This window comes from Stenotrophomonas mexicanensis (assembly GCF_032911605.1).
Taxonomy (GTDB): domain Bacteria; phylum Pseudomonadota; class Gammaproteobacteria; order Xanthomonadales; family Xanthomonadaceae; genus Stenotrophomonas; species Stenotrophomonas maltophilia_A.
On record NZ_JAWJTG010000013.1, the window covers coordinates 48,552 to 72,593 of the forward strand.

Annotated in this window: 22 protein-coding genes; 12 read left to right on the forward strand and 10 right to left on the reverse strand. The window is 67.3% G+C overall.

Features of this window, described 5'->3' with window-relative positions; genetic code table 11:
- Positions 1-9: 9 nt before the first annotated feature.
- From arsB to R1L06_RS07900, 5 genes are all read left to right on the forward strand, one after another.
- Positions 10-1,041, forward strand: a complete 1,032-nt coding sequence (gene arsB / locus R1L06_RS07880) for an ACR3 family arsenite efflux transporter (RefSeq protein ID WP_293794649.1) — start codon at positions 10-12, stop codon at positions 1,039-1,041.
- Positions 1,042-1,202: 161 nt separating this feature from the next.
- On the forward strand, positions 1,203-1,550 hold the full coding sequence (locus R1L06_RS07885) for an RcnB family protein (protein ID WP_049423027.1): 348 nt from the start codon (positions 1,203-1,205) through the stop codon (positions 1,548-1,550).
- 72 nt (positions 1,551-1,622) lie between these two features.
- The gene (locus tag R1L06_RS07890; RefSeq protein ID WP_317217369.1) at positions 1,623-2,159 is read left to right on the forward strand and encodes a Cif family virulence factor; all 537 of its coding nucleotides are present in this window, start codon (positions 1,623-1,625) and stop codon (positions 2,157-2,159) included.
- 49 nt (positions 2,160-2,208) lie between these two features.
- Positions 2,209-2,835, forward strand: coding sequence for a hypothetical protein (locus tag R1L06_RS07895; protein WP_317217370.1), 627 nt, complete (start codon positions 2,209-2,211; stop codon positions 2,833-2,835).
- A gap of 82 nt (positions 2,836-2,917) precedes the next feature.
- Entirely contained in the window at positions 2,918-3,310 is a 393-nt protein-coding gene (locus tag R1L06_RS07900) for a diacylglycerol kinase (protein ID WP_032129972.1), read from the forward strand.
- Between the two features lie 49 nt (positions 3,311-3,359).
- On the opposite strand, the gene R1L06_RS07905 is transcribed toward R1L06_RS07900, so the two are convergent.
- Together R1L06_RS07905 and R1L06_RS07910 are read right to left on the reverse strand one after the other, a co-directional pair.
- Positions 3,360-4,115, reverse strand: coding sequence for a DUF3307 domain-containing protein (locus R1L06_RS07905; RefSeq protein ID WP_317217371.1), 756 nt, complete (start codon positions 4,113-4,115; stop codon positions 3,360-3,362).
- A gap of 96 nt (positions 4,116-4,211) precedes the next feature.
- A complete protein-coding gene (locus tag R1L06_RS07910; RefSeq protein WP_032129974.1) occupies positions 4,212-4,904 on the reverse strand; it encodes a hypothetical protein in 693 nt (230 codons plus the stop codon).
- Positions 4,905-4,951: 47 nt separating this feature from the next.
- Here R1L06_RS07910 and R1L06_RS07915 point away from each other — a divergent pair, with 47 nt between their 5' ends.
- Positions 4,952-5,167: a hypothetical protein gene (locus tag R1L06_RS07915; RefSeq protein ID WP_317217372.1), complete on the forward strand. Its 216-nt coding sequence runs from the start codon at positions 4,952-4,954 to the stop codon at positions 5,165-5,167.
- Between the two features lie 71 nt (positions 5,168-5,238).
- On the opposite strand, the gene R1L06_RS07920 is transcribed toward R1L06_RS07915, so the two are convergent.
- Positions 5,239-6,156 carry a M14 family metallopeptidase gene (locus R1L06_RS07920; RefSeq protein ID WP_032129976.1) on the reverse strand — a complete coding sequence of 306 codons (918 nt, stop codon included), beginning with the start codon at positions 6,154-6,156 and terminating at the stop codon, positions 5,239-5,241.
- A 144-nt stretch (positions 6,157-6,300) separates the two neighbouring features.
- Between R1L06_RS07920 and R1L06_RS07925 the strand changes: the two genes are divergently transcribed.
- The 6 genes from R1L06_RS07925 to R1L06_RS07950 all read left to right on the forward strand — a co-directional run bounded on the left by R1L06_RS07925 (position 6,301) and on the right by R1L06_RS07950 (position 14,359).
- A complete protein-coding gene (locus R1L06_RS07925; protein WP_317217373.1) occupies positions 6,301-6,954 on the forward strand; it encodes a DUF3348 family protein in 654 nt (217 codons plus the stop codon).
- 10 nt (positions 6,955-6,964) lie between these two features.
- Positions 6,965-9,229 carry a DUF802 domain-containing protein gene (locus R1L06_RS07930; RefSeq protein WP_317217374.1) on the forward strand — a complete coding sequence of 755 codons (2,265 nt, stop codon included), beginning with the start codon at positions 6,965-6,967 and terminating at the stop codon, positions 9,227-9,229.
- On the forward strand, positions 9,226-9,864 hold the full coding sequence (locus tag R1L06_RS07935) for an OmpA family protein (RefSeq protein WP_046986176.1): 639 nt from the start codon (positions 9,226-9,228) through the stop codon (positions 9,862-9,864). The genes R1L06_RS07930 and R1L06_RS07935 overlap by 4 nt, the downstream gene beginning before the upstream one ends.
- Positions 9,794-10,231, forward strand: a complete 438-nt coding sequence (locus R1L06_RS07940; protein ID WP_345784961.1) for a DUF2894 domain-containing protein — start codon at positions 9,794-9,796, stop codon at positions 10,229-10,231. The genes R1L06_RS07935 and R1L06_RS07940 overlap by 71 nt, the downstream gene beginning before the upstream one ends.
- A 330-nt stretch (positions 10,232-10,561) precedes the next feature.
- Positions 10,562-12,880, forward strand: coding sequence for a TonB-dependent receptor (locus tag R1L06_RS07945; protein WP_317217376.1), 2,319 nt, complete (start codon positions 10,562-10,564; stop codon positions 12,878-12,880).
- A 21-nt stretch (positions 12,881-12,901) separates the two neighbouring features.
- Complete coding sequence (locus R1L06_RS07950) at positions 12,902-14,359, forward strand: esterase-like activity of phytase family protein (RefSeq protein WP_317217377.1); 1,458 nt, start codon at positions 12,902-12,904, stop codon at positions 14,357-14,359.
- A 113-nt stretch (positions 14,360-14,472) separates the two neighbouring features.
- Here R1L06_RS07950 and R1L06_RS07955 read toward each other — a convergent pair whose 3' ends face one another.
- Genes R1L06_RS07955 through R1L06_RS07985 form a run of 7 tightly spaced genes read right to left on the reverse strand, consistent with a single transcriptional unit; the run spans position 14,473 to position 24,033 of the window.
- Positions 14,473-15,231 carry a 2,3-dihydro-2,3-dihydroxybenzoate dehydrogenase gene (locus tag R1L06_RS07955; RefSeq protein WP_317217379.1) on the reverse strand — a complete coding sequence of 253 codons (759 nt, stop codon included), beginning with the start codon at positions 15,229-15,231 and terminating at the stop codon, positions 14,473-14,475.
- On the reverse strand, positions 15,222-19,112 hold the full coding sequence (locus tag R1L06_RS07960) for an enterobactin synthase subunit F (RefSeq protein WP_317217380.1): 3,891 nt from the start codon (positions 19,110-19,112) through the stop codon (positions 15,222-15,224). The genes R1L06_RS07955 and R1L06_RS07960 overlap by 10 nt, the downstream gene beginning before the upstream one ends.
- Complete coding sequence (locus R1L06_RS07965; protein WP_317217381.1) at positions 19,109-19,366, reverse strand: phosphopantetheine-binding protein; 258 nt, start codon at positions 19,364-19,366, stop codon at positions 19,109-19,111. Before R1L06_RS07965 ends, R1L06_RS07960 begins: the two co-directional genes overlap by 4 nt.
- On the reverse strand, positions 19,366-19,998 hold the full coding sequence (locus tag R1L06_RS07970) for an isochorismatase family protein (protein ID WP_317217382.1): 633 nt from the start codon (positions 19,996-19,998) through the stop codon (positions 19,366-19,368). The genes R1L06_RS07965 and R1L06_RS07970 overlap by 1 nt, the downstream gene beginning before the upstream one ends.
- Positions 19,998-21,650 carry a (2,3-dihydroxybenzoyl)adenylate synthase gene (locus tag R1L06_RS07975; protein WP_317217383.1) on the reverse strand — a complete coding sequence of 551 codons (1,653 nt, stop codon included), beginning with the start codon at positions 21,648-21,650 and terminating at the stop codon, positions 19,998-20,000. The genes R1L06_RS07970 and R1L06_RS07975 overlap by 1 nt, the downstream gene beginning before the upstream one ends.
- A complete protein-coding gene (locus tag R1L06_RS07980; protein ID WP_317217384.1) occupies positions 21,647-22,840 on the reverse strand; it encodes an isochorismate synthase in 1,194 nt (397 codons plus the stop codon). Before R1L06_RS07980 ends, R1L06_RS07975 begins: the two co-directional genes overlap by 4 nt.
- Entirely contained in the window at positions 22,837-24,033 is a 1,197-nt protein-coding gene (locus R1L06_RS07985) for an MFS transporter (protein ID WP_032129990.1), read from the reverse strand. Before R1L06_RS07985 ends, R1L06_RS07980 begins: the two co-directional genes overlap by 4 nt.
- Positions 24,034-24,042 lie beyond the last annotated feature (9 nt).

Sequence of the window (24,042 nt, forward strand, 5' to 3'; positions counted from 1 at the left end):
GGGGCACCGATGGGCCTGTTCGAGCGCCACCTGACGCTCTGGGTCGCGCTGTGCATCATCACCGGCACGCTGCTCGGGCACGTCCTGCCAGGTGCTTTCGCCTCCCTGGCGGCGGCTGAAGTGGCCAAGGTCAACCTTCCGGTGGCGGTGCTGATCTGGCTGATGATCATTCCGATGCTGCTGAGGGTGGATTTCGGTGCCATGCGCCAGCTGGGCCAGCACTGGAAAGGCATCGGGGTGACGCTGTTCATCAACTGGGCGGTGAAGCCATTCTCGATGGCGCTGCTGGGCTGGATCTTCCTGCGCCACGTCTTTGCGGATTGGCTGCCCGCCGGCCAGATCGACAGCTACATCGCCGGCCTGATCCTGCTGGCCGCCGCGCCGTGCACGGCCATGGTGTTCGTATGGAGCAACCTGTGCCGCGGCGATGCCAACTTCACGCTGAGCCAGGTGGCACTGAACGACGCGATCATGGTGGTGGCCTATGCGCCGGTGGTGGCGCTGCTGCTGGGGCTGTCGGCCATCACCGTACCGTGGGATACGTTGCTGCTGTCGGTCGGCCTGTACATCGTGGTTCCGGTACTGGTGGCCGCATTGCTGCGGCGCTGGATCCTGTCGCGCCATGGCGAATCCGGGCTGCAGACGGCGCTGCGCCAGCTGGGGCCACTGTCACTGTCGGCGCTGCTGCTGACGCTGGTGCTGCTGTTCGGGTTCCAGGGCCAGCAGATCGTGCAGCAGCCGATGGTGATTGCGTTGATCGCGGTCCCGATCCTGATCCAGGTCTATTTCACCTCCGGCCTGGCCTACCTGCTCAACCGGCGCCTGGGTGTGGCGCATTGTGTGGCCGGGCCGTCGGCACTGATCGGCGCCAGCAACTTCTTCGAACTGGCGGTGGCGACGGCCGTGGGCCTTTTCGGTGTCCACTCCGGTGCGGCGCTGGCCACGGTGGTGGGGGTGCTGATTGAAGTACCCGTGATGCTTTCGGTGGTGAAGATCGTGAACCGGTCACGCAACTGGTATGAGGCGCGCGAGCGCGCTTGAGGTGGCCATGCCGGAGGCGGTGGCGTCGTGCCCGAGCCGCCAGTTGCAACGCCGCGGAATGCGCCCTGCTGCTACGGTGACAGCTCAAAAGTCCGTTCACATTCCTTGATCCATACTCCATGGCACGACGCCGCATGCAGCGGCAAGGCCCGGAGGTTGCGATGAACACCGCACGCTTGTTCGCCATTGCTTTGACCACGGCTGCCGCGCTGGCCGCGGCACCCGCCTTCGCCGATCCGCCGCACCATGCGCGCGGCAACGGGCCACCGCCGCACGCCGGTGGCCCGCACAATCGTGATGCGCCGCCGCCAGGCTGGCAGAAGAAGGCCTGGCGTCGCGGCGAGCGCCTGCCATGGGCGGAAGTGGACCGCCGTTACTGGGTGGATGACTATGCGCGCTACCACCTGCGCGAGCCGGGCCGCGACCAGCGTTGGGTCCGGCAGTCCGATAGCGAGTACCTGTTGGTGGAGATTGCTACCGGGTTGATCATCGACGCGCTGCATCGTTGAATGAGGGGATGCGCCGGGGCGCTGATGTAACGAAATGCCCCGGCAGCATCCCCTTGTCCCCGGAAGCTGCAGATGCAGACATCAAGAGCACCACTCGCCCTCCTCGCGCTTCTGCTGTCAGCCTCGCCAGGCCATGCCGGCAACAACAGTCCAGCCCACAGTCCAGCTGATGAAAAAGCCATCGAACAGGTGGTCGAATCGTTCCGCACCTCGCTGATCAACAAGGACAAGCCGACCTACATGGGCCTGTTCTTCTCCGACAAACCGGAAGACATCGGCTGGCAGTTTGTCTCCGAGGATGTGCGCCTGCAGGACATCCGCAAGGCCAAGCCCGATGCGATCAAGGCACGGCAGATTCCCGCCAACAACTTCATCGCGCTGATCGACGGCGTCGTTGCGTCGCCGAAACCGAAGGAGGAGAAATTCTCCAATACGAAGATCGAAACGGATGGCGATGTGGCCTCGGTGTCGTTTGACTACAGCTTCCACGACGATGGAGTGAAGACCAACTGGGGCAAGGAAATGTGGCAGCTGATCCGTACCGAACAGGGCTGGAAGATCTTCTCGGTGATCTATTCGATCCGCGATTCACGCAGCCCGGCCGAATGAGTGATCTGTCAGACTGGTGCCCACCGTTCGTCCATGCCAGCCAGACCCGATGACCCGGATTGCCGACCTCAGCGCCGACCAGCTCGCCCACCACGCGCTCAACATCTTCATCGCCCAGGGCCGTCACGTGGAAGGCGCCCGCGTGATCTACCGGGCGCTGCAACTGGACCCGCATCATCCCGCTGCACTGCGCTGCCTGAGCGATTTCCTGGCCCACCAGGGCACCGAGCCGTTCGCAGCGGCCACGCTGGAGCACGCGCTGTCCGGCGCCGTTCCACTGAATGACGATGCGCGCCGGATGCTGGATGACCTGCGCTTCCTCGACATCTGGTCCTGGGGATTCTCCCGGCACGTCTCCGGCGAAACCAATCTCAGCGGCGAAGCCTTCCAGCAGCGCGAGGACTTCATCTTCGATGGCCCGGCCTATGCGGCCTTCCTCAACACGGTCACCGAGCCGGCCGGTTCGCTGCAGGGCGCCTTCCAGGCGGCCGTCCGCATCTGCGGGCTGATGTCCGGCCTGCTGCGCCACCCGGAGAAGGACAATCCGGCGTTCGATGATGTGCTGCGATCCTCCGCCTTCGTCGAGACCGAGGCGTACCCGGCATGGCTGGCCTCGCCGACCGACGATCTGGATGCCCTCGACCAGGCCATCCAGGCGCAGCGCCAGGCCGGCTGAAGGAAAATCCAACGGGCGTCCGACGCTTTCCCGACGCCCGCCTGCACATCCTGTCGTGAGATCACTTCATGGCAGGACCGGCATGCAGCCACCCTCCCCCAAGGACAGCGGTAAATACCCGCATGGCAAGACCGGCCTTCGCCGCATCTTCTACACGCTGATCCATTCGCGCGACGGCTTCATCGCCACCTTCCGTGGCGAAGCCGCCTTCCGGCAGCTGTTGCTGCTGCATGCGCTGCTGATCGCCACCGCGTTCCTGCTGGACATCAGCCAGGTCGAACGCGCCGTGGTGCTGGCGGTCTGCTTCATCAGCCTGCTGGTGGAGCTGCTGAACTCGGCCATCGAAGCGGTGGTCGACCGCATCTCGCTTGACCACCACCCACTGTCCAAGAACGCCAAGGACATGGGCAGCGCCGCCCAGACCACCGCACTGCTGATGGTCGGCACGGTGTGGGGCGTGATCCTGCTGGGTTAGCTCGCGCCCGACCCGCCGGGCATGGCCCGGTGCCACAACGCCGCAGCCGCTAGCGCCAATGCGAGATGGCGAGCTTGGTCAACATGGTTGCGGCGATGGCCCAACCGAAGCTCAGCATGGTACCGATGATCACATATTCGGTGTGTGCCCGCGCCTGCCGGTCGGCGAAGCGCAGCACCGATTTGGCGGCCAGCATCAACCCCACGCCTTCGGGCTGGCCCAGCAGCAGGAACATGAAGATCAAGCCTCTTTCCAGCCGCCCGATATAGCGCCCTGCGGTCTGCATGCCCTTGTGATCGTCGCTCTGCGCGGCTGCGGTCGTAGGCGCCGATTCGGCGCTTCCCATCTTGAGTCCTGCCGTGAACGGCGCAAGCAGCTTCTCCACCAGGACGCCGCCGACGTTGACCACCAGGATCAAGCCGCTCGCGATCGACATGCCCTGATACATCAACAGTTGGACCTGGGTCGGGATCATCCCGTACCAGCCATTGCGGGCAACGTGAGGGAACATCAACGCGATCAACACGATGAAGGCGAAATGCACCAACTGGTCAATGACGAATGCGTGCACGCCATCGGGGAGCCAATGGACCTTGATCCAGTCCATCACCGCATGGCTGAAACCGATGATGAGATAGACCCACGGGTTGATCGAACCGGTCAGCGCGGCGATGGCGAGCAGCACCACTGCTACGTGCAGCAGCAGGCCATGCAGTTCCTGCTTGCGCGCGATCATCTTCGTGGTCTGCAGCACGAAATCGGCGACAAGGTGAGCGGTCAACAGTACGAGCAGCGTTTCAAGCATGTTCTTTCTGCCAGTGAGTCCTTCCTGTGGCTCGCGTCGCGATAGCCAAGTCGCCGCCCAAAGCAACGAAATTTAGTTGCTTAAGCCAAAGCAACGCTATTTAGTTGCTTTTCCAGAACCGTGAACGCTCCCGTACGGCTGCATCAGTGCACGTTCAGCCGCGGTGATCAGCGCCAGCAAGGCAAAGACGCCAGCATCGTGATAGACCCGGTTCACCGATTGTCGGTGCCGGTTCAACGCATTGGCAGCTTCCAACTGCGAGGGGGCATCGGGGATCAGAAACAACGACGCCACCTCAGCCTGACTGCGTGTCCAGCGCGCGACAATAACATCACAGGCAGACACCACTGCCGGTAACCAGTACAGATCCTCCCGTTGTACTGGCAGGGCTACGTCCATGTCCTGCGTGCGCCCCATGGATTCAAGCAACCGACCGGACAGCACGAATGCCTCACCCAGCGAACGCGACACCGCCTTCCGGTCCAATGCCTCTACCGTACCCAGTCCAATCGCGATCCGCGTGCGCGCCCGCGATTCCGACGCGGCAAGCTTGGCCTTGATCCAGGTCGCCAACCTCAGGAAACCGTGCGGCTGGGTGACCGCCAGCTGCCAGGCGTCGCCCCGGTAGAACTCGGGGCCGACAATGCCCGGCAAAGGCCACTCCATGGCCTGGGCCACGGCAACGGAAATCACTTCACGGACGTCATCAATGGTGGCCGCGTCCATCTCCGTGGACTTGACCAGGTCGCCGGTAAGCACGGCAATCAGATCAGACGATGTATCGGGCATGTTCATACCTTGGGCTGCACAGGCTGTACCTCACAGGACATCTACGGTTGACCCAGACCACCGACGCCTGGCCGGAGTCCAGGATCAACACCATCGGCGCCTGGGGCGTGGCGCTTGTGCTGCTGCAGGACAGCTGGATCACCCGCGGCGGCGTCAGATCGAGCGCCGACAGCTTGCATCCACCGAGTGCGGTCGTCGCCACCAGGACCGATACGAGTGATGGCCGGAGCAGAATCTTGATCGTGGTCATCGCCCGATCGTAACCCGACAATCGATCCTATGACCCGGCGCATCGTGCAGGAACCTGCCGGGTCCGCTTGCACACCCACGTGCCTTACTTCGTCAGGGCGAAATCCAGGCCTGCGCACACCGCCGCCACCTGCGCATCATTGCATTCCTGCGGGTTGGTGCGCGGGCTGTCCGGGTAGACCTCGGTGGTGGTGGCAAAGCGCGCGTCGGTGAAGCCGGCGCAAGCGCCGATCGAACGCGACTCACCCCAGACCACGCCTGGCGACTGCAGCGGCAGGCCGACCAGGTTGCCTTCGGCGTCTGCCGGGGCGATGTGGGTGATGGGCGCCACTGCGGCGATCAGGGCCTTCTGGAACTCGGCCTGCGGATCTTCACTGTTGCCGATCACGTAGAAGCCATCCGGAATGGTGTCGCGCTCGAACGGCTTGCCGTCACGGGCGCAGCGCGCCGGATCGAACTCGTGCAGGTCGCTGTCGGTGGTCTCGTGCAGGTCCAGGTGCACCAGCAGGTTCGGCTTGCGCTCGGCCACCCAGCGCATCAGCGCGGCGGCTTCCTCGATCTGGCCGCCGTCACGGAAGCTGCGGTTCGGGTCGATGGCATCCGGGTTCCAGCGCTGGATGCGCTCGTAGCCCCAAGGGCTGACGCACGGCGCCACGATCAGGTTCAACCGGCCCAGGTAACGCTCGGCCTGCTGTTCCAGGAACTGCAGGGCGCCATGCACGCCGCTGGTCTCGTAGCCATGCACGCCGCCGGTGATCAACGCGGTCGGCAGCGCCGGGTTCCAGTCGTGGTTGACCACGGCGAACAGCGGGTAATGGTCCGGCGCATAGTCCAGCTGGCCGTACTGAATCACGTCGAAACTGTCGTCCAGGCGTTCAAGGGCGGCCACCACGTCGTCGTGGTAGCTGCGCTGGCGCTGCTGGCGGGCCCGCCACTGTGCGCGTTCCGCGTCGCCCCAGGGCTGTCCGGGGGTGCCGATCGGGTAGAACTGCGCAACAGTCATTGGGGACTCCAGGGGTCGAACGGATGGGTGCAGCCGGACATTCTAAGCCCTGTCGCGCCTGCGGGCGCCCCACCCCGGCACCGCCTTCATCCAGGCCGGGTCATCTGGTTGTAAAATCAACGGTTTTTGGCCCCTCACCCCTTGATGGCGAACGCAGCGCAGCCGGTCCTGGGTGGACCGGAATTCCTCCGCCTGCTCGCCCGTCTCAGCGACGGCGCGATGCCGGCCAGCAGTCCCGCCCTGACCGATCGCCTCGGCCAGTGGGTGGACTGGAGCCGTGCCGTGGCCCTGTCCGGGGCGCTCGGCGGACGCCTGCCCGAGCCGGGCGAGGCCGCCGAAGCGGCCGGGGATGTGCTGGACGACTGCTCCCAGGCCCATGCCAGCCTGCTGGCCTCGATCAGCGAGGATGCCGAGGCAGAGCGCCTGCTCGACCTGGCCGAAGCCGCCGCCGCACCCAATTTCGCCTCGCTGCGCCAGCGCTACCGGGTGCTGCAGCAGGCCATCCAGACCGCCACCGGGCGCCTGCGCGGCCGCCTGCGCGACCAGCTGGTGCAGGTTTCACCCGAGCTGGCACGGCTGGCCGAGGTCGATGCGGTGATGGAACAGACCCTCACCCCGCGCGAGCACAGCCTGCTGGCCACTGCGCCGGCAGTGCTCGGCGCCCGTTTTGAACGCGTGCACGGCCAGCCCGGCTGGCGCGCGGCCTTCCGCCATGACATGCGCACCCTGCTGCTTGCCGAGCTGCAGCTGCGCTTCCACCCGATCGAAGGGCTGCAAGACGCCCTGCGCTCCCACTGACCGGAACACCATGTCCAGAACTGCTTTCCATGTCGTTGTTTTCCTTGTCGGCCTGCTGGCCGTGTGCTGGATCGGCATTGGCTACGTTTCGGTGCATCCGCTGGGTGCAGCGGTGGCGGCGATCATCGCGGCCTGCTACATCGCTGGTGGCGTGGAGCTGTACCGTTACCGCCAGGCCAGCAACGGCCTGCGCAGCGCGCTGAGTGACCTGTCCAGCGCGAAGGAAAGCCTGGCCCCCTGGCTGGAGCGCGTGCCGATGGGCCTGCGCAACGCCGTGCGCCTGCGCGTGGAAGGCGAGCGCACCGCCCTGCCCGCGCCAGTGCTGACCCCCTATCTGGTTGGCCTGCTGGTGCTGCTGGGCATGCTCGGCACCCTGCTCGGCATGATGGACACGCTGCGCGGAACCGGCCTGGCCCTGCAGAGCGCGACCGACATGGCCGCCATCCGCGGCTCGCTGGCCTCGCCGGTGCAGGGCCTGGCCGTGGCATTCGGCACCTCGATCGCCGGTGTGGCCAGCTCGGCCATGCTCGGCCTGCTGGCGGCGCTGCTGCGCCGTGACCGCCTGCAGGCCGTGCAGCAGCTGGACCGTGCCATTGCCGGCGACCTGCACCCGTATTCGCAAGCCTGGCAGCGCGCCGAATCGCTGCGCCTGCTGCAGGCACAATCCGCCGCGCTGCCGGCGTTGGTCGACCGCCTGCAGGCGATGACCAGCAGCTTCGAACAGCACAGTGCGGCCGCCAATGAGCGCCTGCTGGCCGGCCAGGCCGAGTTCCTGACCCAGAGCCAGGCGCTGCAGGAACGCCTGGCGGTCTCGCTGCAGCAGTCGCTACGCGAAGGTGCCGAGGCCAGCGCCGCCGCCATCGGTGGCGCGCTGCAGCCGATGGCCGAGACCACCCTGGCCGGACTGGCCCACCATGGTGAGGCGCTGCATGCCCGTGTCGAACAGGCGGTGCAGCAGCAGTTGTCTGGCCTGAGCGAAGGCTTCGAGCGCAGCCGCGTGGCGACCGAGGCCAGCTGGGCCAAGGCGTTGAGTGAACAGAGCCAGACACAGCAGGCACTGGTCAGTGATCTGCGTCAGCACCTGCAGGCCTTCAGCGATGGCCAGGGCACGCAGGCCGAAGCACTGGTGACACGCATCGGCGAGCGCCTGCATGCCGATGCCAGCGGCAATGCCGAAGCCTGGCGCGCCGCCGCCGAACAGCAGCAGGCATTGAATACCGCGCTGGTCGAACGCCAGCAGCAGGCGTTGCTGGCCGCCAGCGAGCATCTGGACACGCGTGCGCAGGCGCTGCTGCAGGCACTGGAACAGCATCACAGCGCCAGCCAGGCGCTGCTGCAGGATCATGAAGAGCAGCGCTCGCAGCAGTGGCAGGCCGCGCAGGCCGCCACCGCGACCGCGCACGCCGAACTGCAGGCGAGCCTGGACAGCCGCGAGCAGCAACGCCAGGCGCGCTGGGATGCGGTCAGTGCCGAACTGCAGCAGGCCCACGCCGCGCTGCAGGCCCAGCTGCAGGCCGGCGACGAACAGCGCCTGCAGCGCTGGAGCGATGCCCTGCAACATGTTTCCACCGATCTGGCCGAGCGCCTGCAGGCCAATGGTGAACGCCTGGCCGCGCAGCAGCAGCAGGTCTGCGACACGCTGGCGGCCACCGCACAGCAGATCGGCGAGAACGGCCGCGCCCAGGCCAGTGCCACGCTGGCCGAAGTCTCCACTCTGCTGCAGACCGCCGCCGCTGCGCCGAAGGCCGCCGCCGACGTCATCAACGAGCTGCGCAGCACGCTCTCCGAGAGCCTGGTGCGCGACAACGCGATGCTGGAAGAGCGCGGCCGCCTACTGGCCACCGTGCAGACCCTGCTGGATGCGATCAACCATGCTTCGCACGAGCAGCGCACCGCGGTGGACGCGCTGGTCGGCGGTTCGGCCGAGCTGCTGGAACGCGTCGGCAACCGCTTCACTGATCATATCGCCGCCGAGACCGGCAAGCTGGATGGCATTGCCGCAGCGCTCAGCGGCAGCGCCGGTGACGTAGGCCAGCTGGCTGGCGCCTTCGGTGAGGCGGTCGCGCAGTTCGGCAGCGCCTCCACCGACTTGTCCGGCCGCCTGGAACAGATCGGCGGCGCACTGGATGCCTCGGTGGCCCGCAGCGACGAGCAGCTGGCCTACTACGTGGCACAGGCGCGCGAGGTGGTCGACCTCAGCCTGCTGTCGCAGAAGCAGGTGATGGAAGAACTGCAGCAGCTGGCCACGCGCCGCGGCAAGGCCGGCAGCGCATGAGCGACGAGCTGGAGGTCGACGGCGGTTCGCACGCCCCGATCTGGGCCGCCTTTGGCGACCTGATGTCGGTGCTGCTGGGTGCGTTCGTGCTGATACTGGTCGGTGTCGTCGCCGTGCAGCTGGAGCTGTCGCAGCGGCTGGACCAGGAAGTGAAGCAGCGCCAGGCCGAAGCCAAGCGCCTGCAGACCCTGGAACAGGCGCTGGCCGGCCCGTTGGCCGCCGGTCGCGTGACCCTGGTCGATGGCCGCATCGGCATCAGTGGCAGCGTCTTGTTTGCGCTGAACTCCGACCAGCTGCAGCCGGAAGGCCAGGAGCTGCTGCGCAGCCTGGCCGCACCGCTGGCCGCCTACCTGGGCACGCGCGAAGAGATCCTGATGGTCAGCGGCTTCACCGATGACGCGCCGGTGCGCGAAGGCAACCGGCGTTTCGCCGACAACTGGGAGCTGTCCGCGCAGCGATCGCTGACCGTGACCCGCACCCTGATCGCCGATGGCGTGCCGGCCGACGCGGTGTTTGCCGCCGCGTTCGGCAGCGAGCAGCCGGTCAGCTCCAATGCCAGCGAAGATGGCCGCGCGCGCAACCGTCGCGTGGAAATCGCGCCGATTCCCAAGCCGAAGGCCGCGGATGCCAAGTAAGCCGCCCGCACTGGATGGCCTGCGCGCACTGGTGCGCGATCTCGATGAGGGATCGCGCTCCCTGCCGCATTACCCGCAGGTGCCGATGCTGCAGCAGGTGCAGCGCGAGTGGTCGGAGCTGCGCAGCGAGCTGCAGGTACGTCGTTCGCTGCGCACCGAGGCCCCGGCCGATGGCGGCCCGTTGAACTCGGCGGTGCTGGTGCAACGCATGCTGGACACGATGCAGTCGACCAGCCCCGGTTACCTGCGCCACTTCATCGACTACGTGGACACCCTGTCCTGGCTGCAGGCGCTGCAGGATGTCGCCGCCAGCGGCGGCGACACTGCAAAGCCAAAGCGCACGCGCAAGCCCCGCAACGCTGGGTAAGCATTTGGTAGCTGCCAACCTCGGTTGGCGCTCCTTCACCATGATGCTGCGCATGCCAACCAAGGTTGGCATCTACCGTGATCCTGAAGCGTTTGTAGAGCCGAGCCCATGCTCGGCTCCGGGAACAAGCAGCCGAGCATGGGCTCGGCTCTACATGCCTGCGCCTCGCAACGGATGAACATGTCACCAGACAGTCATCTGTCTAGCGCACCATTTTCACGTTGATCCACGGCGCGTGCAGCGCCACCGGTCGCATCGGTTGTCTCCCCTTTTGAACTCCATGAGCTCCGCGCCCGTGCGGTGGCTCGTGCCTGCCCGAGTGTCCGTAACATGACGAAGACTTTGTTGGCCGCTGCGCTGTCCCTGGCGCTCGCTCCCGCGGCCTGGGCGCAGGATGCTGCCCCGACCTCCAGCACGCCCTCCGCCACCAACCTCGATGCGGTTTCGGTGATCGGCAGCGGTGAAGCGCGCCAGGTGCAGCGCATCACCCGCGAAAACCTCGACATCCTGCCGCCGGGCACCAGCTTGCAGAAGACCCTGAACCTGCTGCCGGGCGTCAACGCGCAGTCGGCCGATGCGCTGGGCACCAACGAACAGTCGATGACCCTGAGCCTGCGCGGCTTCAACTCCACTCGCCTCGGCTACACGCTGGACGGCGTGCCGCTGGGCGACGGTGCGTACAACAACTACAACGGCCTGACCATCAACCGTGCGCTGATCAGCGAGAACATGGCCGGCGCCGAACTGGCGGTGGGCATCGGCAGCCTCGGCACGCCGTCCACCAGCAACCTCGGCGGCACCATTTCCTACACCTCCGACCGCCCAGCGCAGGAGTTGGGTGGCCGCGTGGTGCAGACCTTCGGCAGCGATGCCAACCGCCGCACCTTCGTGCGCGTGGACAGCGGCGAGTACAACGGCTTCTCCGGCTACGTTTCCGGCATGAATGCCGTCTCCGATCTGTGGAACGACCAGACCGCCTACAACAAATCCACCACCAAGCAGTTCAACGCCAAGGGCGTGTGGAACTTTGGCCGCGGCCAGATCACCGGTTTCGTCGATACCTCGCGCACCACCCAGGCGGACTACTTCTACCTGTCCAAGGACGAGATGTCGCGCGGCCTGGGCTGGGACTGGGGCGGCTACGCGCCGGACTGGAACAAGGCCGTGGCCAAGGCCTACTGCAACACCGCCAGCTTCAATGCGAAGAAGTGCGACAGCAGCGGCCCGGACAAGGATGCCGACGGTGCCTTCACCGCCGGGCAGATCCTGCGCGATGACAACCTGTACTACCTGGCCGGCGATTTCTTCCTGGCCGATGGCTTCAGCCTGCGCGCCCTGGCCTACCACCACGATGACCGTGGCGAAGGCCACAACTGGAACAGCGGCGCGTGGTCGAACAAAGGCACCGCGCAGGAGATCCCGATCATCTTCCGCAACACCATCTACACCATCGACCGCGACGGCGGCACGCTGTCGTTCGACTGGGAGCTGGGCTCGCACCGCATCGAAGGCGGCGTCTGGTACGAGCGCAATACCAGCAGCGCTGAGCGCTACCAGACCGCCGTGGACGGCCCGCGTGACCTGAGTGGCATGAACACCCTGCCCTCCGATGTGGGCGTGTTCGCCCAGCGCACCCGCTGGAGGACCCATCAGTTCTTCCTGAAGGACACCTGGCGCCTGCTCGATGACCGCCTGACCCTGGAGTTCGGCGCCAAGAGCCCGCACGCCACCTCCGATGCACAGGCACTGCCGGGCGACGCGAAGACGCCGATCTCGCCGACCTCCAATAACCAGTTCGCCACCGGTTCGTTGAAGGCCAGCAAGAATTTCCTGCCCAGCGTTGGTGCCAACTTCCGCCTGGCCGAGTACCACGAGCTCTTCGCCAGCTACGCCGAGAACATCGCCATGTTCCAGGGTGGCTTCAAGCTGGGCCCGCAGGCCGTCAGCCAGGCCACCTGGAACGCACAGGGCAACCTGAAGCCGGAGGAATCGCGCTCGCTCGAAGCCGGTTACCGTTTCGTCACCGATACCCTGCAGGCCTCGATCGCGGCCTACAGCGTGCGCTTCGACAACCGCCTGCTGCAGTACAACCCCTGTGACTCGCGCCAACCGGTCGGCCCGACCTGCGGCAACCGCTTCTACAACGTTGGCGGCGTCGACAGCCGCGGCGCCGAGCTGACCGTGCTGTGGACCCCGAACGAGCACTTCAGCTGGTACACCTCGGCCTCGCTGAACCGTTCGACCTACGCCTCCAACTACGTGCAGGCCGGTGTCGAGCAGCAGATCAAGGGCAGGATCCAGACCGATACGCCCAAGCAGCTGCTGGCCACCGAGATCACCTGGCGCGACAACGGCTGGTTCGCCAGCCTGCGTGGCAAGTACACCGGCGAGCGCTTCTACACCTACACCAACGACCAAGGCTTCGGCGGCTTCACCGTATTCGACCTGGCCGGCGGCTACGACTTCGGCCAGCTCGGCTTCGCCAAGGGCATGCGCCTGTCGTTCAACGTGACCAACCTGACCAACAAGCGCTACGCCAGCAACCTGGATTCGAGCGTGTTCGCGCCCAGCGACCCGGCCGGCAAGCTGTACGTGTTCCATGCCTCGGCACCGCGCCAGGTGTTCGGTACGATCGACCTTCGCTTCTGATCTTCCGCCCGGAGTCCACTGATGCTCACGACCGCCCTGCTGCTGGCCACCCTCTCCGCCAGCGGATACTCCGCTCCGCATGAGGCAACGGGTGCACCACCGCGCACCCTGCAGCTGGGCGGTCGTACCTATGTGGACAAGGGCCTGGTCGCTGCCGGACGGTTGCCCGCGGGCACGGTGGACTTCCTCGGCGATACGCTGGGCTCGTTTTCGTCGCTGGCGGTGCAGCCCGGCACCTGGAAGCGCACCGCCAGCGGCTACGAAGGCGTGCTCTGGACCCTGCCCGACCGCGGTCGTAATGATCCCGAGGCCGGCCTGTTCTACGACTACGCCGGTCGCGTGGAGCGCATGCAGCTGCGCATCGACGTTACCCCGGGCAAGCCTGCGCTTGGCACGCTGAGCATGGTGCCCGACAAGGGCGTGGTACTTAAGGATTTCAAGGGGCAGCCGTTCACCGGTGCCGACCCGGGTGAGTACACGATCACCCAGCGCGAGGTGGTGCTGCCCTCACCGGCCAGCGGCGCAGGCGCGGGCAAGGTCTCGCTGGATGCGGAGTCGCTGCAGTTCACCGCCGATGGCCACTTCTACATCGGCGATGAGTACACCGCCAACGTCTACTACTTCGATGCACAGGGCCAGCTGCAGGGCGTGATCGTGGCGCCGCCGGCGATCCGTCCGCAGCGCGATGGCAAGCCCGCCTTCGGTTCGCTGGCGGCGCCGCAGACTGGGCGCCGCAACAACCAGGGCGTGGAAGGCATGGGCCTGTCCCCCGACGGTACCCGCCTGTTCGTGGCCCTTCAGAGCGCGACGCTGCAGGACAGCGCAAAAGGCAACTCGGCCGGGCGCATCAACACCCGCGTGCTGGTCTACGACGTGACGGCCTCGCCGACGCCGCAGCAACCGATCGGCCATTACGTGATGGCCCTGCCCGCCTATGCACACGACGGCAAGGGCAAGCTGGACCGTACCGCCGCGCAGAGCGAGCTGCGTGCACTGGATGCCCACCGCTTCCTGCTGCTGGCCCGCGATGGCAACGGTCTGGGCAAGGAGGGCGATGACCCGATCGTCTACAAGTCGGTGCTGCTGGTGGATGTGGCCGATGCCAGCAACCTGGCAGGAAGCAACTATGAGTCCGGTACGGCCTCGGTGCTGGCCGACCCGGCGGGCACCGTGTTGAAGGACGGCATCGTGCCCGCACGCAGTGACGAACTGCTGAACCTGCTCGACCGCCCGCAGCTGGCGCGTGCCGGCCTTGACCTGAACACCAAGCGCGGCCCGCATGCCGGGCTGCTCTCGGAAAAGTGGGAAGCCATGGACGTACTGCCAGCGCTGGACCCGCAGCATCCGAACGACGTGCTGTTGCTGATCGGCAACGACAACGACTTCATCGCCCGCCACTGCCGCATGCAGGGCCAATCCTGCGACAGCCCGTTCGACAACGACAACCGCGTACTGGTGTACCGCCTGACCCTGCCCTGAGACGTCGCGGGGCATGGCCCGGCGCTACCGGATCAACCCGATACACCCTGTAGAGTCGAGCCATGCTCGACTCATGCCGCAAGGCAGTCGAGCATGGCTCGACTCTACAAAGCTCAGCCGCGCAGGGTGGCGCCGCCGTCGACGTACAGGTCACTCATCGCCACGTGCCCGGCCTGCTCGGAGAGCAGGAACATCACCGAATGCGCGATGTCCTCCGGGGTGGCCAGTTTGCGTAGCGGGATGCCGGCCTTGTACGTCTCCAGGTTGCCGGCAATCACCCGCTCTGCGCCATGCTCGTCCTGCCACATGCCGGTCTGCATCGGGGTCAGCGTTGAACCCGGGGCGACGATATTGCAGCGGATGCCCAGCGGCGCCAGCTCCAGCCCGAGGCAGCGGGTGAACATCGTGGCGGCGGCCTTGGACGCGGCATAGGCGGCCATGCCGTGCCGCGGCACGCCGGCGGCATTCGAACTGACGGCGACGATCGCGCCCTGTCGCCGTGGTGACATCACCCGCGCCAGCGCACGCCCAACATGGAACACGCCATCGGCGTTGACTGCGAACACCCGGCGCCAATCGGCATCCGTGGTCTCCGCAACAGCTCCCACATGCAGAACACCCGCCACGCTTGCGGCGAGGCCGATCTGCCCAATGCTGGCTTCCACACGATCCACCAAGGCGTCCACCGCCGGGCTGTCGGTCACATCGAGGGCAAACGCCTGCACACGTGCATCCGCGACCACGGGCGCCTCGCGATCGGTTGCCACCACCGTGCAGCCGGCCTCGGCCAACAGCCGTACCAGGGCCTCGCCGATGCCGCCGGCGGCGCCGGTCACCAGTGCCACGCGACCTTCAAAGCCGGTCAACTGCATGTTGCGATCTCCTGTTGCTCATCCCAGTGGCGCAGGCGCGCCGACAACCACGGTGCCAGCTGCGCCACCGCATCGCGGCCGGTCAGCTCGGCATGCAGGAACGGCAGTTCCAGCGCCTGCACCTTGCGCGCGTGCGTGCGCCACAACGCCGACTGCAGCTGCGGCCGCGTCTGATGATCCCGGCCAGCGCGCACGTGCACCAGCGTGCCGTCGAACGGTTGGTGGATGTGTTCGCGGATCAACCGGTTGGTGCCGGTCACCGCACGCACCACGCCATCGAGCACTACATCCGGCAGGCTACCGAGCGCACTACCGCCACGGCGCAGGAAACCAAGAATGCGTTCACGGCTGTCCAGCTCCGGATGCGCCTCCGGGTCATGGCCTGCAATCGCCAGCAGCGCACGCAATGCGGCGATGGCATCGGGTTCCGGCTCAGCCCGCCAGCATTCGCTGGGGTAGGCGTCGAGCAGCACCAGTTCACCGACTTCACGCCCGATTTCATGCAGACGCACCGCCATCGCCTGGGCGAGGATGCCGCCCACCGACCAGCCCAGCAGATGCACCGGTCCCTTCGGTTGCAACGTGACCACCCGCTGCACATAGTCATTGGCCATGGCTTCGATGCTGGACGGCAACGGCTGCTTCGGATCCAGCGCGGGCGACTGCAGGCCATATACCGGGCGTGCCGGCTGCAAGGCGCGCGCCAGCGTCCGGTAGTTCCAGGCGATGCCACCGGCCGGGTGCAGCACGAACAACGGAGTGGGCCCATCAGCGTCAGTCGCAGCCAGCGAGATCACCGGGCCCAATGCGTGGTCGGCCAGCACCGGCGGCTCCTCAATACGCGTCGCCAGTGCGGCCACGGTCGGCTGTTCGAACAAGGCACCAAGGCCGAGGTCGCAGCGCCAGCGTTGTTCGATGGCCAGCAGCAGGTGCACCGCGGACAGCGAGTCGCCGCCGAGGCTGAAGAAGTCCGCATCGACCGCCACGGGCGCTTCACGCCCGAGTGCCTGGGCAAACAGCACCGCCAGCTCCTGTTCCAGCGGCGTGCGCGGCGCCAGTCCGGCAATCTCGTTCTGCGGCGGCTTCGGCAACGCGTTGCGGTCGAGCTTGCCGTTGGCGGTCACCGGCCACTGATCCACGCCAACGAACACCGACGGCACCATGTAGTCCGGCACGCGCGTGGCCAGGTGGCTGCGCAGCATCACGGCATCGGCAAGCGCCGCTGGCACATAGGCCACCAGCCGGGCATCACCGGGTGCATCCTGGCGCAGCAGCACTTGCACCCGCTCCATGCCCGGCAGCTCGCGCAGTGCCGCCTCGATCTCGCCCAGCTCGATGCGCAGGCCGCGCAGCTTCACCTGGTGGTCGCTGCGGCCCAGGTATTCGACTGCGCCGTCGCTCCGCCAACGCCCCACGTCGCCGGTGCGGTAGATGCGCTCCCCTGGCAGGAAGGGATCGGCCAGGAAGCGTTCGGCGGTCAGGTCATCGCGGCCGAGATAGCCACGCGCCAGCTGCACGCCGCCCAGATACAGATCGCCCGGCACACCCACCGGCAGCGGCTGCATCCGCGCGTCAAGCACGTACAGGCGTGTGTTCCAGACCGGGAAGCCGATCGGTACCGGCCGTGAGCGGTCCTGCGCCGAGGCCGGCCAGTAGCTCACGTCCACGGCCGCTTCGGTCGGGCCATACAGGTTGTGCAGTTCGGCCTGCATGCGCCCATGGAAACGATCGCGCAGCGATGCGTCCAGCGCCTCGCCACTGGTGAACACGCGGCGCAGCTGCAGGCCTTCGGAGGCCGGCGCGGCAAGGAACGCGTCGAGCATCGACGGCACGAAATGTGCGGTGGTGATGTCGTGGGCACGCACAAGCCGTGCCAGCTCGGTCGGATCACGATGCGCGTCCGGACCCGCCACCACCAGCGTCGCGCCGCACAGCAGCGGCAGGAAGAACTCCCAGACCGAAACATCGAACGTGGCCGGGGTTTTCTGCAGAACACGGTCATCGGAACGGATGCCGTAGTGCTCGCGCATCCACAGCAGGCGGTTGACGATGGCGCGGTGCTCGATGACGACGCCCTTCGGCTCGCCGGTCGAACCGGAGGTATAGATCACATAGGCTGCATCGCTGGGCGCCGGATCGGCCCACGGTGCTGCGAAACTCAGCGCGGTCCATTGGTCGGGGGCAAGCACCGGCACGCCGTCCATGCGCGCCGATACCTCTGCCGCAGCCAGTACGCACGCCGGCTGCGCCGAGGCGAGAATGCGCGCGAGGCGCTCATCGGGATGGGCAAGGTCCAGCGGCAGGTAGGCGGCACCCGCACGCAGCACCGCCACCAGCGCGATCACCAGTTCCAGCGAGCGCGGCAATGCCACCGCCACCACACTGCCCGGACCGACCGCCATCGCACGCAGTTGTGCCGCCAGCGCGAAACTCCGCGCTTCCAGCGTTGCGTAGTCCAGCGTGGTGTCGCCGAACACCAGCGCAGGCGCGTGCGGATCACGGTCCATGCCCTGCTGCAGCAGTTCAACCAACGTAGTCTGTGGCAGCGCATGCGCGGTGGCATTGAAACCATGCACCACCTGCTGCGCTTCCGCGACGGTGGCCAGCGGCACCGCCGCGATGTCTCCGGCCTCCAGCGCCGCCGACACGAAATGCAGCAACCGGGTCGCGTGCGCCTCCACATCGTCCCGACTGTACAACGCGGGATTGGCCTCGATCTCAAGGTCCAGCAGGTGCTGGCCATCGCCACGGAAGCCCAGCGTCAGATCATCCACCGGACCGGTGCACAGCACCTCCAGCGTCGCCCGCACGCCGCTCAGTGCCAGTGGCTTGTAGAACGGCTGCACATTCACCAGCGGACCGTGCAGGCGCTGCTGCGCGCCGACCAGGCCCAGGTCCCGGCGCAACTGCTCACCGCGGTAACGGCCGTGCTTGCGGCCCTGGCTGAGCTGCCGGCCCAGGCCGCGGGTAAAGGCCTCGACGCTGCCCTCGCCGGCCGCCACGCGCAGCGGCAGCACGTTCATCACCATCGCCGGCACCCGCGCCGACGCGTTGCCGAGCCGCCCCATGTAGGGCACGCCCAGCACCACTTCATCGGCGGCGCTCATCCGCCGCAGGTACTCGGCCGACAACGCGGCCAGCACATCCGGCCAGGGCTGCAGCCAACGCACCGATGCCTGCAGCAGCTGCTCACGGAATGCAGCATCGAGCGGCTGCACCCAGCGCAGCGCGTCGTCACTGGCCGCGAGCGTACCGGCCAGGCCCGCGCCCGCCGGCGCGCCCTGCATCTGCTCGCGCCACCACTGCCCGGCCTGCGTGCGACGCGGGTCGGCACGATAGGCGGCATCATCGGCCAGCACGCCCGCCAGTCCCGGCAGTGCCTCACCCGCACGACCGGCATACAAGGCGCATACGCGATCAGTGAACAGCGCCATGCCATAGCCATCGGCTGCAAGGTGATGCACACGCAGATACCAGACCCAGCGCTGCCCACCCAGATCAAACAACACCTGCTGGCTTATGCGGTCGCGGGTCGGATCGACCGCGCTGAGCCGGTCGGCCTGCATCAGGGCACGCGCCGCCGATGCCGGGTCGACCTCGCCCGCTAGATCGCGCACCGACAGCAGCGGCACATGTGCCGGGTCATGCCACTGCAGCGGCTGGCCGTCGGCCCCCTCGGCAAAGCGCAGTGCGAAGCCCTGGGCTTCGCCCGCTGCCTGGTCTGCCGCGGCGACGAACGCGGCCACGTCCAGCGCACCCTCGATCCACACCGCATGCGCGGTATTGAACGACGGATTGTCCGGTGCCAGCCGCTGCGCGAACCACAGCCCCGACTGGGCCTCGGTCAGTGCCACCGGCGTGGCCAGCGCAGCGGCGTTCATGCGTTCTGCGCGGCCTGCAGCTTCTGCACCACACCCCACCACTGGCGCAGCGTGGTGTGCTCGGCCAACTGCGAGAACTCCAGCGGCAACCCGTTGTTGCCCCAGGCCAGGACCAGGCCCAGCATGCGCATCGAGTCCAGGTCCAGGTCGATCAGGTTGTCGTCGTCACCGATCTCGGCCGGCGTGCACTCCAGCACGCGCGCAACGTCGGCACGCATCCGCTCCAGATCCAGCGCATCACCCGTGGCAGCCATCACAGCACCTCCAGCAGCTGATCGGTGGTCATCGGTACGCCACAGGTGCGTGCGATCCAGTGCAGTGCCTGATCGTGATCGGCACGCGAGAAGTCCGCCACCGCATCGGCTGCGATGAACGCCTCGATATCGCGCTGGAAAGCTTCAACCACGGTGGCCGTGCAACCGATATGCGCATACACGCCGGTCACCAGCAACTGGTCCCGCCCACGCACCCGCATCAGCGTCTCCAGGTTGCTGCGCTGGAACGCACTGTAGCGGTGCTTCACCAGCACATGCTCACCCGGCTGCGGCGCCAGCGCCTCGATGATCGGCTCATGATCCGCACTGCGGCGCATGCCCGGCCCCCACAGGTCAGCCTGCAGGCCGCGGTCACGGCGATCCTGGTCACCATGCTGGGCGGTGTAGAACACCGGAATACCCTGCGCGCGGCAATGCGCCAGCAGGCGCGCGATGTTGTCCACCGCCGGCCGCAGCGGTGCGTTCCCGGCATCGAATGCGGCCAGGAAGTAGCGCTGCATGTCGTGCACCAGCAGTGCGACACGATCACGCTGCGGGCGCCAGGGGCCACGCGCCTGCGGCAGTTCGGCAGCGGTCGGCAAGGGATAGTTGGTGATACGGGGCAGCGCCATCAGCGCGTTCCTCCTGTCTGTTGCAGATGACGCGCACGCAGCTGCGCACGCAGTTCGCGGCGGCTGATCTTGCCGACCGCGGTGGTATCGAAACTGTCGACGAACACGACCTGGTCCGGCACCTTGAACGCCGCCAGGCCGCGCGTACGCATCCAGGCTTTCAGTGCCGGCGCCTTGATCGGCTCCCCCTGCTGGATCACGAACGCGCAGCTGCGCTCTCCGAGATACTCGTCAGGAATGGAGACCACGGCGGCGTCGAACACGCCGGGGTGGGCCAGCAGGTGATCTTCAATCTCCTCGGCGGAGATCTTCTCGCCCGCGCGGTTGATGTGGTCACCAGCACGGCCCTGCACCACCAGATAGCCGCCGGGCAACTGCTGCACGCGGTCACCGGTGCGGTAGAACCCATCGTCGGTGAAGGAGCGCGCGTTGGCCACCGCATCGTTGTGGTAACCACGGATGGTGTACGGGCCGCGGGTCAGCAGATGACCCACTTCACCTTCAGCCACCGGCTGGTCGTGGTCATCGACCACGCGCACTTCGTCGTCCGGGCTGATCGGCCGGCCCTGGCAGGCCACGATCAGTTCCTCCGGATCATCCAGGCGGGTGTAGTTGACCAGGCCTTCGGCCATCCCGAACACCTGCTGCAGGGTACAGCCCAGACCGTCGATCACCCGCCGCGCAGCTTCCGGCACCAGCTTGGCGCCGCCCACCTGCAGTACCTGCAGGCTGGACAGATCGTGCGGAGTGGTTGCCGCCGCCTGCGCCCACAGCAGCGCCAGCGGCGGCACCAGGCCACAGCAGGTCACGCGCTCGCGGGCGATCAACGGGAACGCCGCATCCGGGCCGGGGCCGGGGCTGAGCACTACACGGGCGCCTGCATACAGCGCGCCGAAGAAACCGGGCGAGCTCATCGGGAAATTGTGCGCGGCCGGCAGCGCGACCAGATACACGCTGTCGCGGTCGATGCCGCAGATGTCATTGCTGGCGCGAAACGAATAGATGTAGTCGTCGTGGGTACGCGGAATCAGCTTGGACAACCCGGTACTGCCACCGGAGATCTGCAGGAACGCCACCGACTGCGGATCCGGGTCGGCCGGCAGCTCGCTGCGATCGCCCTGCAGCGCCTCCAGCGCGGTGAACTCCGCCGCATCGCCGTCGATGACCACGTGGCGCAGCGCCGGCACCTCGGCCTGCAGCGCCCGCGCCAGCCCGCGATGATCGAAGCCATCGTGCAGGTCGGCAGTGATGTAGGCACTGGCCTCGGCCTTGTTGGCGAAGTGCACCAGTTCGGTGATGCGATGCGCCGGCAACGCGTATACCGGCACCAGGCCCGCACGAAACAGTCCGCATACGGTGGTGATGAACCCGGCGGTATTGCCCAGCTGCACCAGTACCCGCTCACCCGGCTGCAGGCCGAGTGCCAGCAGTCCGGCACCGATGCGGCCGGCTTCGTGCCACAGCTGCGCGTAGCTCAGGCGGACATCGCCGGCGACCACCGCGATGTCATCCGCATAGCGTTCCGCGCGCTCGCGCAGGAACGCCGGGAAGGTCTCGCCCCGCCAGTGACCGGCCTCGCGATAGCGCGCCGCCAGCGCATCGGGCCATACCTGCTTCAGTGGCAGGCGGGAGGAATCAATGGAGGTATTCATGCGGCAGGCTCAATGGCGGGCGCGGATTCATGGACACCCAGCGCGTTCAACAGGGCAGCGAACTTCGCCGCGGTTTCGGCCACCTCGGCCTCGGGTTCCGATTCGGCGACGATGCCGGCACCGGCATACAGGCGCAGCTGCGTGCCCTGCAGGCGTGCGCAGCGGATCGCCACGTACCAGTCGCCGTCCCCCTGCGCGTCCAGCCAGCCGACCGCACCGGCATAGAAACCGCGCGGCACCGGTTCCAGTTCGCGGATGCGCTGCAGTGCCGCCAGCCGCGGCGTACCGCAGACCGCCGGCGTGGGGTGCAGCTGTGCCAGCAGTTCGGCGGCAGACGTCTGCGGATCCTTCAGGGTGGCATGGATGCGGGTGCCCAGGTGCCACATGCTGGCGGTGGCATGCAGCACCGGCCGTGGCTGTGCATCGATGTGGCTGCAGTACGGTGCTAGGCCCTCGACGATGGCGTCCACCACATGGCGATGCTCGTCATGGTCCTTGGTCGAGGCCAGCAGCGCCTGCGCGGCACGCTCGTCCTCGGCAGCATCGGCGCTGCGGCGTGCTGAACCGGCGAGCGGATGCGACAGCAGTTCGGCACCGCGCTTGCGCAGCAGCAATTCCGGGGTTGCCCCCACCAGCCACGCCGGCGCCTGGCCCAGCTCCACCGGCAACGGCACCGCGTAGGTCGCCACCGACGGATCCGCGCCCAGGCGTGCCAGCAGCACGTCCGGCGACAGCGTCTGGCGGGTGCGTGCCAACAGGCTGCGCGCCAGCACCACCTTGTGCAGGTTCTGCTCGGGCGCACGCAGGACCTGCACCGCCGCGGCAACCGCTGACGCATAGTCCTGTGGCACAGGCTCGGCCCGCAGGGCGCCGTCCAGCGGCGGTGCGGCCTGCGGTTGCAGTGCCAGCGCCGGCAGCAGGCGCTCGGGCTGGTACAACGCATCGTCAGCACGCGGCTCGAACGGCACCGCGCCGACCAGCAGCCCCGGCCCGCCGCGTTGCTGCGCGAAGAACTCCGCAACACGCTCAGCCAGGGTTGCCAGCGCGCCACTCGGCAGCGCGGCGCGGCAACCGCGCGCATGCACATGCTGACCCGCATGCTGCAGCAGGAACAGCGACGCGTCGTCGGTGTTCTCCTGCGGCGCTGGCGCAGCCTCCGGCCACGCGCCCTGCATCAGGGAATCGTTCATGGGGTCTCCTTCATCCGATGCGCTGCGGCCAGCGCGCACAGCAACAGCAGCAGCGCGCCGACCAGCAGGTAAGGCAGGCTTGGCCCGCCGCGATACAACAGCGTGCCGAGCATCGGCCCGGCCACCATGCCCAGCCCCTGCGCGGCCGCCACCGTGCCGGCCGCGGCGCCCTGCTCGTGCGCCTCCACCGCATCGGCGGCCAGCGCCTGGAACGAGGGGAATACGAAACCCATGCCGAACGCGGCCAGCGCGTACGCCGCCGGCAACTGCCAGGCCTGCTGCACGCCCGCCACCGAAGCGAAGCCGATGCCGGAAATGAGCGCGCCGAGGACGATCCAGCGGCGTGGATGCACCTCCAGCTTCATCACCAGCGCCTGCGCCAGGATCAGGCCGACGCCAACCGCTGTGAGTGCAATGCCGGCCATGCGCGCGCCCGCCGCTGCATCCAGGCCGAGGCGGTCGATTGCGAAGAAGCCGACCGTCACCTGCGCGATGGTCACCGAGACCATGGCGATGAACGCCGCCAGCTGTGGCAGGCGCAGGCGCGGGTCGAGACGGCTCATCGGCTGGCGGCGTTGCGCAGAAGCGCTCTCCACCGGCGGTGTGGCCGGCAACCGCCACGCCAGCAATGCCAGAGCAAGCAGCGGCAACAATGCGGCCACATACAGCGCCAGCGACAGATTCGTATAGGCCAGCCAGCCAGCGGCGGCCGGGCCAAGCACCATGCCCAGTGCGTTGGCGCTGCCCAGGCGAGCGAGGAATTTCGCACGCTGCCCGGTCGGTGCCTTGTCGGCAATCAGTGCGGCAGCGGTAGGAGGCACCGCGGCGTAGAACAGGCCGATCAGGCCACGCGCACCGACCAGCACCAGCACCGATACCAACACAGGCGGCACCGCCTGCAGGGCCACGTCGATAAACACCGCCAGCGCGATGTAGACCACGGTGTAGGCACTCATCGCCAGCATCAGCACGCGCTTGCGGCCGATGCGGTCGCTGAGCTGGCCCCACGGGCGCGCGGCCAGCATCCACAACACACCGGCGGCGGTGACCGAGAGGCCGGCATGCCACTCGGACAAACCGAGCATGCGGACCACCGGGCCGATCACGGCGACGAAGGACATCATCGCCATGGTGCCGATCAGGGCAGCCAACACCAGCGCCGGCAAGCCGGGAACGACGGGACGTGCGTGCATGAAACACCA

Coding starts and splice junctions, on each gene's coding strand:
- arsB (WP_293794649.1), top strand. CDS start 10: ATGGGCCTGTTCGAGCGCCACCTGACGCTCTGGGTCGCGCTGTGCATC.
- R1L06_RS07885 (WP_049423027.1), top strand. CDS start 1,203: ATGAACACCGCACGCTTGTTCGCCATTGCTTTGACCACGGCTGCCGCG.
- R1L06_RS07890 (WP_317217369.1), top strand. CDS start 1,623: ATGCAGACATCAAGAGCACCACTCGCCCTCCTCGCGCTTCTGCTGTCA.
- R1L06_RS07895 (WP_317217370.1), top strand. CDS start 2,209: ATGACCCGGATTGCCGACCTCAGCGCCGACCAGCTCGCCCACCACGCG.
- R1L06_RS07900 (WP_032129972.1), top strand. CDS start 2,918: ATGCAGCCACCCTCCCCCAAGGACAGCGGTAAATACCCGCATGGCAAG.
- R1L06_RS07905 (WP_317217371.1), bottom strand. CDS start 4,115: ATGCTTGAAACGCTGCTCGTACTGTTGACCGCTCACCTTGTCGCCGAT.
- R1L06_RS07910 (WP_032129974.1), bottom strand. CDS start 4,904: ATGCCCGATACATCGTCTGATCTGATTGCCGTGCTTACCGGCGACCTG.
- R1L06_RS07920 (WP_032129976.1), bottom strand. CDS start 6,156: ATGACTGTTGCGCAGTTCTACCCGATCGGCACCCCCGGACAGCCCTGG.
- R1L06_RS07925 (WP_317217373.1), top strand. CDS start 6,301: ATGGCGAACGCAGCGCAGCCGGTCCTGGGTGGACCGGAATTCCTCCGC.
- R1L06_RS07930 (WP_317217374.1), top strand. CDS start 6,965: ATGTCCAGAACTGCTTTCCATGTCGTTGTTTTCCTTGTCGGCCTGCTG.
- R1L06_RS07935 (WP_046986176.1), top strand. CDS start 9,226: ATGAGCGACGAGCTGGAGGTCGACGGCGGTTCGCACGCCCCGATCTGG.
- R1L06_RS07940 (WP_345784961.1), top strand. CDS start 9,794: ATGGCCGCGCGCGCAACCGTCGCGTGGAAATCGCGCCGATTCCCAAGC.
- R1L06_RS07945 (WP_317217376.1), top strand. CDS start 10,562: ATGACGAAGACTTTGTTGGCCGCTGCGCTGTCCCTGGCGCTCGCTCCC.
- R1L06_RS07950 (WP_317217377.1), top strand. CDS start 12,902: ATGCTCACGACCGCCCTGCTGCTGGCCACCCTCTCCGCCAGCGGATAC.
- R1L06_RS07955 (WP_317217379.1), bottom strand. CDS start 15,231: ATGCAGTTGACCGGCTTTGAAGGTCGCGTGGCACTGGTGACCGGCGCC.
- R1L06_RS07960 (WP_317217380.1), bottom strand. CDS start 19,112: ATGAACGCCGCTGCGCTGGCCACGCCGGTGGCACTGACCGAGGCCCAG.
- R1L06_RS07965 (WP_317217381.1), bottom strand. CDS start 19,366: ATGGCTGCCACGGGTGATGCGCTGGATCTGGAGCGGATGCGTGCCGAC.
- R1L06_RS07970 (WP_317217382.1), bottom strand. CDS start 19,998: ATGGCGCTGCCCCGTATCACCAACTATCCCTTGCCGACCGCTGCCGAA.
- R1L06_RS07975 (WP_317217383.1), bottom strand. CDS start 21,650: ATGAATACCTCCATTGATTCCTCCCGCCTGCCACTGAAGCAGGTATGG.
- R1L06_RS07980 (WP_317217384.1), bottom strand. CDS start 22,840: ATGAACGATTCCCTGATGCAGGGCGCGTGGCCGGAGGCTGCGCCAGCG.
- R1L06_RS07985 (WP_032129990.1), bottom strand. CDS start 24,033: ATGCACGCACGTCCCGTCGTTCCCGGCTTGCCGGCGCTGGTGTTGGCT.